The organism is Pseudomonas sp. G5001 (assembly GCF_013385475.1).
Taxonomy (GTDB): Bacteria; Pseudomonadota; Gammaproteobacteria; order Pseudomonadales; family Pseudomonadaceae; genus Aquipseudomonas.
The window spans coordinates 143,926-157,973 of sequence record NZ_JACAPZ010000049.1; the positions used below are offsets into that span (position 1 = coordinate 143,926).

A 14,048-nucleotide genomic window follows, 5' to 3' on the forward strand; every position below is an offset into this window, starting at 1 on the left:
CATGCTTTGGCAGTTTGCCCAGATGCTTTGGGTTGGCGGCCTATGGCTGTTACATATTGGTGTGCTGCCGGCGCTGGGCCTGATTGGCCTGGCACCGTTGCTGATCGATGAGGTCAGCGGATTATTAAGCGCGTTGCTGGTAGGTTTTGCAGCGGCGTGCGTGACGCTTCAGGCGCTGGTGCTGATCAAGGCCGAAGGCTTGGGGAGTCTGTGGCGGGATATTCGCGGGCAACTGCTGTTGATGGCGCTGTATGCGTGCGCAATGTTTTGCGTGGTGCGCATCTTTCTGCCGGAGGCGTTGCGCTGGCAGCTGTTCAGCTATCTTGTGCTAGGGTTTTCCGGGTTGGTGCTGGTTGTACAGCCGGCGCCAGGATGGAGTGGCAGGGCGTGCGAAGCACGCCCGTGACCCTTGTTTCACTTGAAGCGGTGTACGTTCGACAGTTGCTTGTTGGCGCTGAAGTTCTTGCGATACAGCAGCGCCATCTTGCCGATGACCTGAACCAGGTCCGCTTTGCCAGCCTTGCACAGTTCTGCAATAGCTGCCAGGCGCGCCTCGCGATCAAGGATGCTGACCTTGATCTTGATTAGCTCGTGATCGCCCAATGCGCGTTCAAGTTCGGCTAACACACCTTCAGTCAAACCGTTGTCAGCCACAATCAAAACTGGTTTCAGATGGTGGCCAATGGATTTGTACTGTTTCTTCTGCTCTTGAGTGAGCGGCATAATCTGACCCCTGCGTCTGATCTTGTAAAAAGCGGCGGCCAGTTTACCCGAGCGAGTCCGGGACCGCCCAGTTAATCACGACCCGTTTTATTTTCGAGGTGGCCCGTGGCCCGTTCCAAAACTAGCCTTAAGTGGCTGCAAGAGCATTTCAACGACCCTTACGTCAAAATGGCGCAAAAGGATGGCTACCGTTCCCGGGCCAGCTACAAACTGCTGGAGATCCAGGAAAAGGACAAGTTGATCCGTCCTGGCATGAGCGTTATCGACCTGGGTGCCGCCCCGGGTGGCTGGTCCCAGGTGACCAGTCGTCTGATTGGTGGACAAGGTCGTTTGATCGCTTCCGACATCCTGGAAATGGACAGCATCCCTGACGTGACCTTTGTTCACGGCGATTTTACCCAGGACGAAGTGCTGGCACAGATCCTTGAGGCCGTCGGAAATTCGCAGGTAGACCTTGTGATTTCCGATATGGCCCCCAATATGAGTGGATTACCGGCTGTTGATATGCCGCGAGCCATGTTCTTGTGCGAATTGGCACTGGACCTGGCAGGACGGGTACTGCGTCCGGGTGGTGACTTCCTGGTCAAGGTCTTCCAGGGTGAAGGCTTCGACGAGTATCACAAGAACATCCGCAAACTGTTCGACAAGGTACAGACACGCAAGCCTGACTCTTCCCGGGACAGGTCTCGCGAGCAGTATTTGCTGGGTCGCGGCTTCCGTGGCATTGAAGGCGCTGCCAGTGAAGAGCGTTTTTGAGAAATTTGACGGAGGCGATAGGTTTTTTTATATCGCTTTCGTCACGAAGCTTTACGAATATTGTGTAGTCAAAGTTTCACAAAGGGTTACAGACGGCGCCTGCCAGAGTTGTAGGTAATGTAGTAAGTTAGGCCGGTGAATATCATGCGAAGCACGCGCCAGTAGCGGAGCTTGCTTCAGAGGGTAGTTAATTGAACGATATGGCAAAGAATCTGATCCTGTGGTTGATCATCGCGGCTGTCCTCGTGACGGTGATGAACAACTTCTCCAGCCCTAACGAGCCGCAGACCCTCAACTATTCCGACTTCATCCAGCAAGTTAAGGATGGCAAGGTCGAGCGCGTAGCGGTTGATGGCTACGTGATTACCGGCAAGCGCAACGATGGCGACAGCTTCAAGACCATCCGTCCGGCAATCCAGGACAATGGCCTGATCGGCGACCTGGTGGATAACCACGTGGTTGTCGAAGGCAAGCAGCCTGAGCAGCAGAGCATCTGGACCCAGCTCCTGGTGGCCAGCTTCCCGATACTGGTGATTATCGCCGTGTTCATGTTCTTCATGCGCCAGATGCAAGGTGGTGCGGGAGGCAAGGGCGGGCCGATGAGCTTCGGCAAGAGCAAGGCACGCCTGCTTTCCGAAGATCAGGTGAAAACCACCCTGGCTGACGTTGCCGGTTGCGACGAAGCCAAGGAAGAAGTGGGCGAACTGGTTGAATTCCTGCGCGATCCGGGCAAGTTCCAGCGCCTGGGTGGCCGTATTCCTCGCGGTGTGCTGATGGTTGGCCCGCCAGGTACCGGTAAAACCCTGTTGGCCAAGGCCATTGCCGGCGAAGCCAAAGTACCTTTCTTTACCATTTCCGGTTCCGACTTCGTCGAAATGTTCGTCGGTGTAGGTGCCAGCCGTGTTCGCGATATGTTCGAACAGGCCAAGAAGCACGCTCCGTGCATCATCTTCATCGATGAAATCGACGCCGTTGGTCGCCATCGTGGCGCCGGCATGGGCGGCGGTCATGATGAGCGTGAGCAGACGCTTAACCAGTTGCTGGTTGAGATGGACGGCTTTGAAATGAACGACGGCATCATCGTGATCGCTGCAACCAACCGTCCAGACGTACTCGACCCCGCTTTGCTGCGTCCGGGCCGTTTTGACCGTCAGGTCGTTGTCGGGTTGCCAGACATCCGTGGTCGTGAGCAGATCCTGAAAGTGCACATGCGCAAAGTGCCAATGGGCGACGACGTGGCTCCGGCCGTGATTGCCCGTGGTACTCCAGGCTTCTCCGGTGCCGACCTTGCCAACCTGGTGAACGAGGCGTCGCTGTTTGCCGCCCGTACCGGCAAGCGCATCGTTGAAATGAAGGAGTTCGAGCTGGCGAAAGACAAGATCATGATGGGCGCCGAGCGCAAATCCATGGTCATGTCCGAGAAAGAGAAGCAGAACACCGCTTATCATGAAGCCGGTCACGCCATTGTTGGTCGCGTTGTGCCTGAGCATGACCCGGTCTACAAGGTATCGATCATTCCTCGTGGCCGGGCGCTGGGCGTCACCATGTTCCTGCCGGAAGAGGATCGCTACAGCCTCTCCAAGCGTGCCTTGATCAGCCAGATCTGCTCGCTGTATGGCGGCCGGATCGCCGAAGAGATGACCCTGGGCTTCGATGGTGTTACCACCGGTGCCTCCAACGACATCATGCGTGCCAGCCAGATTGCACGGAACATGGTGACCAAGTGGGGTCTGTCGGAGAAACTCGGTCCTTTGATGTATGCCGAGGAAGAAGGCGAAGTATTCCTGGGTCGCGGTGGTGGTGGTCAAGCTGCCAGCTTCTCCGGCGAGACAGCCAAGCTGATCGACTCCGAGGTGCGCAGCATCATTGACCAGTGCTACGGCACGGCCAAGCAGATCCTCACCGACAATCGCGACAAGCTCGACGCCATGGCTGATGCCCTGATGAAGTACGAGACCATTGATGCCGAGCAGATTGACGACATCATGGCCGGTCGTACGCCTCGCGAGCCTCGCGATTGGGAAGGTGGTTCGGGTACTTCCGGCACGCCGCCAGTGGTACAGAACGAACGCCCTGAAGCCCCGATCGGCGGCCCGGCTGCTGACCATTAAGGTTTGAAATGACTTCTGCGTTGTCCTCGACCCGGTTGCCTTGCGGCAGCCGGGTTCTTGATTTGGCCCATACACACGTTATGGGCATTCTTAATGTAACCCCTGATTCCTTTTCCGATGGTGGTCGCTTCAGTCAGCTTGATGCTGCGTTGCGCCATGCGGAAGCGATGGTGGCTGCCGGTGCGACTCTGATTGACGTCGGTGGCGAATCAACCCGGCCCGGCGCGCGCGCAGTTTCTCCCCTGGAGGAACTGGAACGGGTTGCTCCGATTGTCGAGCGCATCCATCAAGAGCTGGACGTCATCATCTCTGTCGACACCTCGACCCCTGCCGTTATGCGCGAAACTGCGCGGCTGGGTGCAGGGTTGATCAACGATGTGCGCTCTTTGCAGCGCGATGGCGCTCTGGATGCGGCCGCCGCGACGGGGCTGCCGGTTTGCCTGATGCATATGCTTGGCGAGCCGGGCACGATGCAGGACGACCCGCATTACGACAATCTGGTCGGTGAAGTGAAAGGCTTCCTTGCCGAGCGCATGGCTCAATGCGCGGCGGCGGGGATTGCTCCCGAGCGGATAATCCTCGACCCGGGATTTGGCTTTGCCAAGACCTTGCAGCACAATTTAAGCCTGTTCAAGCATATGGAATCCCTGCATGCCCTTGGTCGCCCCTTGTTGGTCGGGGTTTCGCGCAAGAGCATGATAGGTCTGGCGTTGAATCGTCCGGTGGGTGAGCGGCTGCATGGCGGCCTGGCGCTTGCGGCACTTGCCGTGGTCAAGGGTGCGCGCATCTTGCGCGTGCATGACGTGGCCGAGACGATAGATGTAGTGCGGATGATCGCAGCGGTTGAATCAGCCGAATAAGAATGATGGAGCACTTATGACTAAAAAGTATTTTGGCACCGATGGCATTCGCGGTCGGGTCGGCGAATTCCCGATTACTCCCGATTTCATGCTCAAGCTGGGCTGGGCCGCCGGCATGGCGTTCCGCAGCATGGGGGCCTGCCGTATCCTGGTGGGTAAGGACACGCGTATCTCGGGTTATATGTTTGAGTCTGCGCTGGAGGCAGGTCTGTCTGCTGCCGGCGCTGATGTGATGCTGTTGGGGCCGATGCCTACGCCAGCGATCGCTTACCTGACGCGTACCTTTCATGCTGAAGCCGGTATCGTGATCAGCGCTTCGCACAATCCCCACGATGACAACGGCATCAAGTTCTTCTCGGGCCAGGGCACCAAGCTGCCGGATGAGATCGAGCACATGATCGAAGAGTTGCTGGATGCGCCGATGACCGTCGTCGAATCGAGCAAGCTGGGCAAGGTATCGCGGATTAACGACGCTTCCGGCCGTTACATCGAATTCTGCAAAAGCAGCGTGCCTAGCAGCACCAATTTTGCCGGGTTGAAGGTCGTCATCGACTGCGCCCACGGCGCGACGTACAAAGTCGCACCGAGTGTGTTCAAGGAGCTTGGCGCAGACGTTACTGTACTGTCGGCGCAGCCGAACGGCCTGAACATCAACGACAACTGCGGCTCAACCCACATGGGGCAGTTGCAGGCGGCTGTCCTGGCTGAGCATGCCGACTTGGGCATCGCGTTCGATGGTGATGGCGACCGCGTATTGATGGTCGACCACACTGGCGCGATCGTCGATGGCGACGACCTGTTGTTCATCATCGCCCGTGACCTGCATGAGCGTAACAAGCTGCAAGGCGGCGTCGTCGGTACCTTGATGAGCAATCTTGGCCTGGAGCTGGCCCTGGCAGATCTGGGGATCCCGTTTGTGCGCGCCAATGTCGGTGACCGCTACGTGATTGCCGACCTGCTGGAGCGTAATTGGCAGGTGGGTGGCGAAAATTCCGGTCATATCGTCTGCTTCCAGCACACGACTACCGGGGATGCGATCATTGCGGCGCTGCAGGTGCTGCTGGCGCTGCGTCGCCGTGAAGAAAGCCTGGCCCAGGCGCGGCAGGCGTTGCGCAAGTGCCCGCAAGTGCTGCTCAACGTGCGCTTTGCAGGCGGTGACAACCCTATCGAGCATCCAGCTGTCAAAGAGGCCAGTGAGCGCGTGACTGCCGCCATGGCGGGGCGTGGCCGGGTCTTGCTGCGCAAGTCGGGTACCGAGCCTTTGGTGCGTGTAATGGTCGAGGGCGAGGACGAAACACAGGTTCGCGGCTATGCCGAAGAGCTGGCAAAACTGGTAACTGAAGTTTGCGCCTGAATTCGGCTTGCCAGTGATGATGTGGTTGGGTAACATCTGCGCCCACTTTGACCGACGAGGTACAGCATGCGTCGCACTATGGTAGCTGGTAACTGGAAGATGCACGGTACCCGCGCCAGTGTCGCTGAGCTGATCAATGGCCTTCGTCATTTGGCCTTGCCTAGCGGTGTTGATGTCGCGGTATTCCCGCCTTGCTTGTATATCAATCAAGTGATTGATGGCTTGAAAGGCAAGTCGATCCAGGTCGGCGCGCAGAACTCTGCGGTGGAATCCATGCAAGGTGCGTTGACCGGTGAGATTGCACCGAGTCAGCTGGTTGATGCGGGTTGCTCCCTGGTGCTTGTTGGGCACTCCGAGCGCCGCCAGATCATGGGCGAGCGTGATGGGACACTCAATCGCAAATTCGCGGCGGCACAGGCTTGCGGCTTGGTTCCGGTGTTGTGCATAGGGGAGACCCTTGAGCAGCGTGAGTCCGGTAAAACTCTTGAGGTTGTCGGGCGTCAGCTGGGCAGCATCATCGAGGAGCTGGGAGTCGGTGCCTTTGCAAATGCAGTAATTGCTTACGAGCCGGTCTGGGCCATTGGCACCGGGCTGACTGCTTCGCCGCAACAGGCGCAGGATGTGCACGCAGCCATCCGCGCGCAGTTGGCGGCAGAGAATTCTGAGGTCGCACGAGGTGTGCGGCTTCTATACGGCGGCAGCGTGAAGGCGGCCAATGCGGTCGAACTGTTCGGCATGCCGGATATCGATGGGGGGCTCATTGGTGGAGCTTCCCTGAATGCAGATGAGTTCGGTGCGATTTGTCGCGCCGCGGGAAACTGAAAAAATGCTGGAAACAGTCATCGTTGTTTTTCATCTGCTGGGTGCACTGGGCGTAGTTGCTCTGGTTTTGCTGCAGCAGGGTAAAGGTGCGGACGCTGGTGCGTCTTTCGGGGCAGGTGCTTCAAATACTGTGTTCGGAAGCCAAGGTTCCTCTACCTTTCTTAGTAAGTTTACTGCTATACTTGCCGCCGGTTTCTTCATAACCAGCTTGGGGTTAGGTTACTTTGCTAAAGAGAAAGCTCATGTGCTGACTCAAGTAGGTCTCCCAAACCCAGCAGTGTTGGAAGTACCAAAAGCAAAACCGGCTTCTGATGATGTCCCGGTGCTTCAAGAGCAAAAGTCGGCTACTCCAGCGACTGACGTACCTCCAGCTCAAGAGCAGAAGTAAGAAGGTTGTAAACGCTGTATTGCCGAGGTGGTGGAATTGGTAGACACGCAACCTTGAGGTGGTTGTGCCCATAGGGTGTAGGGGTTCGAGTCCCCTTCTCGGTACCAATTATCAGGAGAGCCCGCTGTTGCGGGCTTTCTTGTAGGTGGAAGGTTACATTGACCCTGTAAGGGATCGGTCGTATACTTCCGCCCCAGCTTTGTCGCGGGGTGGAGCAGTCTGGTAGCTCGTCGGGCTCATAACCCGAAGGTCGTCGGTTCAAATCCGGCCCCCGCAACCAGTTTTAGCGGAGCCCCTTTTAAGGGGCTTTTTGTTAGCTGGACACTTTCAACGCCGCTGTTCGACGGCGTTTCAAGGATGGGCGTTTCGCCCATTTTTTTATTTTGCACAGCATGCACATACATGCACGAGGGGGTTCAGGTGTCGAGCAAGCTAGAAGAGTTGCAGGCCTTGTTGGCCCCGGTGGTCGTGGCCCTAGGCTATGAATGCTGGGGTATTGAGTTTTCGGCTCAAGGTCGCCACTCAATGTTGCGCGTTTATATCGATAAAGAGGGCGGCGTGCTGGTGGACGATTGTGCCATTGTCAGCCGTCAGATCAGCGGTGTCCTGGATGTTGAAGATCCGATCTCCGTTGAATACACCCTCGAAGTTTCCTCGCCTGGCATGGAACGCCCACTGTTCACTATTGATCAGTTTGCAAAATTTGCCGGTGAACAAGTGAAGATCAAGCTGCGCTCTCCCTTTGAAGGGCGACGCAACTTTCAGGGCCTTCTGCGCGGTGTAGAAGAGCAGGACGTCGTGGTGCAGGTAGAAGACCATGAGTTCCTGTTGCCGATCGATATGATCGACAAGGCCAACATTATTCCCAGTTTTGACTGAGACGCGGATCCCGCGGATCCAATGGCTTGCGAAAGGCGAGGCGTACGATGAGCAAAGAAGTACTGCTGGTTGTTGAGTCGGTATCCAATGAAAAGGGCGTACCGGCAAACGTGATTTTTGAAGCGCTGGAGCTGGCCCTGGCCACTGCTACCAAAAAGCGTTTTGAAGACGAAGTTGATCTGCGTGTGGAAATCAACCGCCACACCGGTGCCTACGAGACTTTCCGTCGCTGGACGGTCGTCGAAGAAGCCGATCTTGATGATCCGGCCATCGAAACCTGGCCGAGCAAGGTTGCTGAAACGCATCCGGGCGCCCAGGTCGGTGATGTCGTCGAAGAAAAGATCGAATCCATCGAGTTCGGCCGCATCGCTGCACAGACTGCCAAGCAAGTCATCGTGCAGAAGGTCCGCGAAGCCGAGCGCGCTCAAGTCGTTGACGCTTATCGCGAGCGCTTGGGGGAAATCATCTCCGGCACCGTGAAAAAAGTCACCCGCGACAACGTGATCGTCGACCTGGGTAACAACGCTGAAGCGTTGCTGGCCCGCGAAGACATCATTTCCCGCGAAACTTTCCGGGTTGGCGTGCGCTTGCGTGCGCTGCTCAAGGAAATCCGCACCGAGAACCGCGGCCCTCAGTTGATCCTGTCGCGTACCGCGCCGGAAATGCTGATCGAGCTGTTCCGCATCGAAGTGCCGGAAATTGCCGAAGGCCTGATCGAAGTCATGGCTGCGTCCCGCGATCCGGGTTCACGCGCCAAGATCGCGGTCCGCTCCAAGGACAAACGCATCGACCCGCAAGGCGCTTGCATTGGTATGCGCGGTTCGCGCGTCCAGGCAGTGTCGGGCGAATTGGGCGGTGAGCGTGTGGACATCGTCCTGTGGGACGATAACCCGGCGCAGTTTGTGATCAACGCAATGTCGCCTGCTGAAGTGGCGGCAATTATCGTTGACGAGGATGCCCATGCAATGGACATCGCCGTTGGCGCAGACAATCTGGCTCAGGCCATCGGTCGCGGTGGTCAGAACGTACGTTTGGCCAGCCAGTTGACCGGCTGGACCCTGAACGTGATGACCGAATCGGACATCCAGGCTAAGCAGCAAGCAGAAACCGGTGACATCCTGCGCAACTTCATCGACGAGCTGGAAGTCGACGAAGACCTGGCACAGGTGCTGGTAGATGAAGGCTTCACCAGCCTGGAAGAGATTGCCTACGTACCGTTGGAAGAAATGCTCAACATCGACGGCTTTGACGAAGACACCGTCAACGAGCTTCGCGCTCGGGCCAAGGATCGTTTGTTGACTAAAGCCATCGCTACTGAGGAAAAGCTGGCAGACGCCCATCCGGCCGAAGACCTGCTCTCGCTTGAGGGTATGGACAAGGATTTGGCGATGGAACTGGCGGTGCGCGGCGTAATTACCCGCGAAGACCTGGCCGAGCAGTCTATTGACGACCTGCTCGACATCGACGGCATTGACGATGATCGTGCCGGCAAGTTGATCATGGCCGCCCGAGCCCATTGGTTCGAGTAATTAGGCGCGGCCTGAGGAGAGAAGTGCATGACGCAAGTCACGGTGAAACAACTGGCCGATGAGGTCAAAACACCGGTAGAGCGCCTGTTGCAGCAGATGCGTGAGGCAGGTCTGCCGCACACCGCCGCCGATGAAGGTGTGAGCGATAGTGAGAAGCAGTCTTTGCTGACTCACTTGAAGAGCAGCCACAAGGCGAAAGTGGAAGAACCGCGCAAGATTACATTGCAGCGCAAAACCACCAGCACCCTGCGTGTTGCTGGCAGCAAGAGCATCAGCGTTGAAGTACGCAAGAAGAAAGTCTTCGTACAGCGCAGCCCGGAAGAAATCGAAGCCGAGCGCAAACGCGAACTGGAAGAACGTCGCGCAGTAGAAAATGCTGCTCGTCAGAAGGCTGAAGAAGAAGCCAAGCGTCGCGCCGAAGAAGAAGCGCGTCGCCAGCCTGCTGCTGCGCAACCTGCTAACACTGAGGCCGTTGCTGCGCCTAGCGCGCCTGTTGAAGCTGTTCGTGAGGCCGCTCCGGTTGCCGCCGCGCCAGCTCCTGCAGCCGACGCTCGCAAACGCGAAGAACCTCGCCGCCCGGACAAACCACGTGCCGACGATAACAATCGTCGTGGCAGTGGCGATGGTGAGCGCAAAAACGCTCCACATCGTGCTTCGGTCAAAGAGAAGGCGCCAGCGCCACGCGTTGCCCCACGTACTACCGACGAAGAAAGCGACAGCTTCCGTCGCGGTGGTCGCGGCAAGGCCAAGCTGAAGAAGCGCAACGCCCACGGTTTCCAGAGCCCAACCGGCCCTGTCGTGCGTGATGTGCAGATCGGCGAGACCATCACTGTTGGCGATCTCGCCAATCAGATGTCGGTCAAGGCTGCTGAAATCATCAAGTTCATGTTCAAACTGGGTACCCCAGCGACCATCAACCAGGTACTGGACCAGGAAACTGCCCAACTGGTTGCTGAAGAGCTGGGCCACAAAGTGACCCTGGTCAGCGACACCGCCCTGGAAGATTCCCTGGCCGAGTCCCTGAAGTTTGAAGGCGAGACGTTCTCCCGTGCGCCAGTCGTGACCGTAATGGGCCACGTTGACCATGGTAAGACCTCGCTGCTCGACTATATCCGTCGTGCCAAGGTAGCTGCAGGCGAAGCCGGCGGCATCACCCAGCACATCGGTGCATACCACGTTGAAACCGAGCGCGGCATGGTCACCTTCCTCGACACCCCTGGTCACGCCGCGTTTACCGCCATGCGTGCCCGTGGTGCCAAGGCGACTGACATCGTGATCCTGGTAGTTGCAGCGGACGACGGCGTAATGCCGCAGACCATTGAAGCTGTCCAGCACGCTAAAGCCGCTGGTGTTCCTCTGGTTGTTGCAGTGAACAAAATCGACAAGCCGGGCGCCGATCTCGATCGCATCCGTAGCGAACTGTCGGTTCACGGCGTGACTTCCGAAGAGTGGGGCGGTGATACGCCATTCGTCTCGGTTTCGGCGAAAGTCGGTACCGGTGTAGACGAACTGCTCGAAGCTGTCCTGCTGCAAGCCGAAGTTCTCGAACTGAAAGCAACTCCATCGGCCCCGGGTCGTGGTGTTGTGGTTGAATCGCGTCTCGACAAGGGTCGTGGTCCGGTTGCAACCGTTCTGGTTCAAGACGGTACCCTGCGCCAAGGCGACATGGTCCTGGTCGGTTCGAACTATGGCCGTGTACGTGCCATGCTCGACGAGAACGGCAAGCCAATCAAGGAAGCCGGTCCTTCCATCCCTGTCGAGATCCTCGGCCTGGACGGTACCCCGGACGCTGGCGACGAGATGAGCGTGCTGTCGGACGAGAAGAAAGCCCGTGAAGTGGCTCTGTTCCGTCAAGGCAAGTTCCGCGAAGTCAAGCTGGCCCGTGCTCACGCCGGCAAGCTGGAAAACATCTTCGAGAACATGGGCCAGGCAGAGAAGAAGACGCTTAACATCGTCCTCAAATCTGACGTTCGTGGTTCCCTCGAAGCGTTGAACGGCGCCTTGAATGGCCTGGGTAACGACGAAGTGCAAGTGCGTGTGGTCGGCGGCGGTGTCGGTGGTATCACCGAATCCGATGCCAACCTGGCGCTGGCCTCCAACGCTGTACTGTTCGGCTTCAACGTGCGTGCCGATGCTGGCGCACGGAAGATCGTCGAGCAGGAAGGCCTGGACATGCGTTACTACAACGTCATCTACGACATCATCGAAGACGTCAAGAAAGCCCTCACCGGCATGCTTGGCAGCGACGTCCGGGAGAACATCCTGGGTGTGGCCGAGGTGCGTGACGTGTTCCGCTCGCCGAAATTCGGCGCGATCGCCGGTTGCATGGTTATCGAAGGTGTTGTGCACCGTAACCGTCCAATCCGTGTACTGCGTGAAGACATCGTTATCTTCGAAGGCGAGCTGGAATCCCTGCGCCGCTTCAAGGATGACGCTTCCGAAGTACGTGCCGGCATGGAATGCGGTATTGGCGTCAAGAGCTACAACGACGTCAAGGCGGGTGACAAGATCGAAGTCTACGAGAAGGTCCAGGTTGCTCGCAGCCTCTAACTCGCGTACTTCAAGGGCCACGCAGCGCCCGGGCATGCAAATGCCTGGCGCTGTGTCCGGACTCTAAACGCAACGCCCGGTCTGGCTTTTGTCAGGCCGGGCGTTTGCCGCTTTCAGACCCCACGGGTTTCACCGTGTGGCAGCAACAGGTAACAAGACATGGCAAAAGAATACAGCCGTACCCAACGTATCGGCGATCAGATGCAGCGTGAGCTGGCACAGCTGATCCGTCGTGAAGTAAAAGACCCACGTGTTGGCCTGGTCACCATCACCGCCGTTGAAGTCAGCCGTGACGTTGGTCACGCCAAGATCTTCATCACCGTGATGGGCCAGGACAGTAGCGAAGAAATCGCGCAAAGCATCAAGGTGCTCAACTCTGCCGCAGGCTTCCTGCGCATGCAGTTGGCCCGTGAAATGAAGCTGCGCAGCGTTCCTCAGTTGCACTTCCACTACGACGAAAGTGTCGTGCGTGGCGCGCACCTGTCGGCACTGATCGAGCGGGCCGTGGCTGAAGACAATCAGCACCCGGAATCCGCCACGCCTGAAGACGCCAAGGAGTAATCGGTGGCTCAGGTCAAACGTATCCGTCGTAATGTCAGCGGCATCATTCTGCTCGACAAGCCCATTGGTTTTACCTCCAATGCGGCGTTGCAGAAGGTTCGCTGGCTGCTCAATGCCGAGAAGGCAGGGCACACCGGCAGCCTCGACCCCTTGGCCACCGGCGTGTTGCCGTTGTGCTTCGGCGAGGCCACCAAGTTTTCGCAATACCTGCTCGATTCCGACAAGGGCTACGAGACCCTGATGCAACTGGGCAAGACCACCACCACGGCAGACGCCGAAGGTGATGTTTTGCAGGTTCGCGAGGTGACCGTTGGTCGTGCTGATATCGAAGCTGCCTTACCTGCTTTTCGTGGGCAAATCAGTCAGATACCGCCGATGTACTCGGCTCTCAAGCGTGATGGCCAGCCTCTTTACAAGCTGGCACGTGCAGGGGAAGTGGTGGAGCGCGAACCGCGTTCTGTTACTATTGCGCGCTTGGAATTGCTCGCCGCTGAAGGCGACACTGCCCGGTTGGCGGTGGACTGCAGCAAAGGCACCTATATCCGCACCCTCGTGGAAGATATCGGTGAGCAACTAGGCTGTGGCGCATACGTTGCAGAACTGCGACGCACCCAGGCAGGCCCTTTCACCCTGGCCCAGACGGTCACGCTGGAAGAGCTGGAAGCAGTGCATGCCGAAGGCGGCAACGAAGCGGTTGATCGCTTCCTGATGCCATCGGACAGCGGTTTACTGGATTGGCCATTGCTGCACTTCTCGGAGCACAGCGCGTTCTACTGGCTTAACGGCCAGCCGGTACGTGCACCGGATGCCCCGAAGTTCGGCATGGTGCGGGTACAAGATCACAACGGTCGCTTTATCGGTATCGGTGAAGTGAGCGAAGACGGGCGCATCGCGCCGCGTCGACTGATTCGGTCAGAATGACCGAAACCAGTTTGTGGTAAAAGCGCAGTAGCTTTTACTCAAACTGGAACGAGGGTGGCTGTTAGCAGGCATGGTCACTACTCATTTTTAGATACAGGGATTTGTCCCTGGCCTGTTGAAACTGCCCTTTGGGTGGTTTCCTGAAAAAAGGATTGCCTCATGGCTCTCGACGTTCAAGAAAAAGCACAAATCGTTGCTGACTATCAGCAAGCTGTTGGTGACACTGGTTCGCCAGAAGTGCAAGTTGCACTGCTGACCCACAACATCAACAAGCTGCAAGGTCACTTCAAGGCCAACGGTAAAGATCACCACTCCCGTCGTGGTCTGATCCGCATGGTAAACCAGCGCCGTAAGCTGCTGGACTACCTGAAAGGCAAGGATCTGGGTCGTTATCAGACTCTGATCGGTCGCCTGGGTCTGCGTCGCTAATAAGCGATTGCGCTAGAGGTTGGTTGGCTGTCGTGTGTCAGTGGGTTTCCCGCTGGCCCATGGCAGGCTTCCAGCCTCAAGTTTTATCTGGATACACGTTTTACCCTGGACAGGCGTTGGGCCGATTCCCGACATTGCCCAAGAATTTCGCAAGAAGACAAGTTC

14 protein-coding genes and 2 tRNA genes are annotated in these 14,048 nt (G+C 57.6%); 15 read left to right on the forward strand and 1 reads right to left on the reverse strand.

The window, feature by feature from the left end; translation table 11 throughout:
- The first annotated feature begins 1 nt into the window (after position 1).
- Positions 2–406, forward strand: coding sequence for a hypothetical protein (locus HX805_RS30015; RefSeq protein WP_003212207.1), 405 nt, complete (start codon positions 2–4; stop codon positions 404–406).
- Positions 407–414: 8 nt separating this feature from the next.
- Here HX805_RS30015 and yhbY read toward each other — a convergent pair whose 3' ends face one another.
- Entirely contained in the window at positions 415–723 is a 309-nt protein-coding gene (gene yhbY / locus HX805_RS30020; RefSeq protein ID WP_003212205.1) for a ribosome assembly RNA-binding protein YhbY, read from the reverse strand.
- Between the two features lie 105 nt (positions 724–828).
- Here yhbY and rlmE point away from each other — a divergent pair, with 105 nt between their 5' ends.
- From rlmE to rpsO, 14 genes are all read left to right on the forward strand, one after another.
- Positions 829–1,479: a 23S rRNA (uridine(2552)-2'-O)-methyltransferase RlmE gene (rlmE, locus tag HX805_RS30025; protein ID WP_003212203.1), complete on the forward strand. Its 651-nt coding sequence runs from the start codon at positions 829–831 to the stop codon at positions 1,477–1,479.
- A gap of 200 nt (positions 1,480–1,679) precedes the next feature.
- Positions 1,680–3,590, forward strand: a complete 1,911-nt coding sequence (gene ftsH, locus HX805_RS30030) for an ATP-dependent zinc metalloprotease FtsH (protein ID WP_008436840.1) — start codon at positions 1,680–1,682, stop codon at positions 3,588–3,590.
- An 8-nt stretch (positions 3,591–3,598) separates the two neighbouring features.
- Entirely contained in the window at positions 3,599–4,450 is an 852-nt protein-coding gene (folP, locus tag HX805_RS30035) for a dihydropteroate synthase (protein ID WP_102368079.1), read from the forward strand.
- A 16-nt stretch (positions 4,451–4,466) separates the two neighbouring features.
- On the forward strand, positions 4,467–5,804 hold the full coding sequence (gene glmM / locus HX805_RS30040) for a phosphoglucosamine mutase (protein ID WP_003212196.1): 1,338 nt from the start codon (positions 4,467–4,469) through the stop codon (positions 5,802–5,804).
- A 66-nt stretch (positions 5,805–5,870) separates the two neighbouring features.
- Positions 5,871–6,626, forward strand: coding sequence for a triose-phosphate isomerase (tpiA, locus tag HX805_RS30045; RefSeq protein WP_003212194.1), 756 nt, complete (start codon positions 5,871–5,873; stop codon positions 6,624–6,626).
- Positions 6,627–6,630: 4 nt separating this feature from the next.
- Positions 6,631–7,014, forward strand: coding sequence for a preprotein translocase subunit SecG (secG, locus tag HX805_RS30050; protein WP_026078118.1), 384 nt, complete (start codon positions 6,631–6,633; stop codon positions 7,012–7,014).
- A gap of 21 nt (positions 7,015–7,035) precedes the next feature.
- Positions 7,036–7,121 (forward strand) — tRNA-Leu (locus HX805_RS30055).
- 96 nt (positions 7,122–7,217) lie between these two features.
- Positions 7,218–7,294, forward strand: a tRNA-Met gene (locus tag HX805_RS30060).
- A 140-nt stretch (positions 7,295–7,434) separates the two neighbouring features.
- Positions 7,435–7,893, forward strand: coding sequence for a ribosome maturation factor RimP (rimP, locus tag HX805_RS30065; RefSeq protein ID WP_003235029.1), 459 nt, complete (start codon positions 7,435–7,437; stop codon positions 7,891–7,893).
- A 47-nt stretch (positions 7,894–7,940) separates the two neighbouring features.
- The gene (gene nusA / locus HX805_RS30070) at positions 7,941–9,422 is read left to right on the forward strand and encodes a transcription termination factor NusA (protein ID WP_003212187.1); all 1,482 of its coding nucleotides are present in this window, start codon (positions 7,941–7,943) and stop codon (positions 9,420–9,422) included.
- Between the two features lie 27 nt (positions 9,423–9,449).
- On the forward strand, positions 9,450–11,972 hold the full coding sequence (gene infB / locus HX805_RS30075; protein WP_003212186.1) for a translation initiation factor IF-2: 2,523 nt from the start codon (positions 9,450–9,452) through the stop codon (positions 11,970–11,972).
- Between the two features lie 159 nt (positions 11,973–12,131).
- Positions 12,132–12,533 carry a 30S ribosome-binding factor RbfA gene (gene rbfA / locus HX805_RS30080; protein ID WP_088423539.1) on the forward strand — a complete coding sequence of 134 codons (402 nt, stop codon included), beginning with the start codon at positions 12,132–12,134 and terminating at the stop codon, positions 12,531–12,533.
- Positions 12,534–12,536: 3 nt separating this feature from the next.
- Entirely contained in the window at positions 12,537–13,454 is a 918-nt protein-coding gene (gene truB, locus HX805_RS30085; protein ID WP_003212182.1) for a tRNA pseudouridine(55) synthase TruB, read from the forward strand.
- Positions 13,455–13,613: 159 nt separating this feature from the next.
- Positions 13,614–13,883, forward strand: coding sequence for a 30S ribosomal protein S15 (rpsO, locus tag HX805_RS30090; protein ID WP_003177875.1), 270 nt, complete (start codon positions 13,614–13,616; stop codon positions 13,881–13,883).
- Positions 13,884–14,048: the final 165 nt, after the last annotated feature.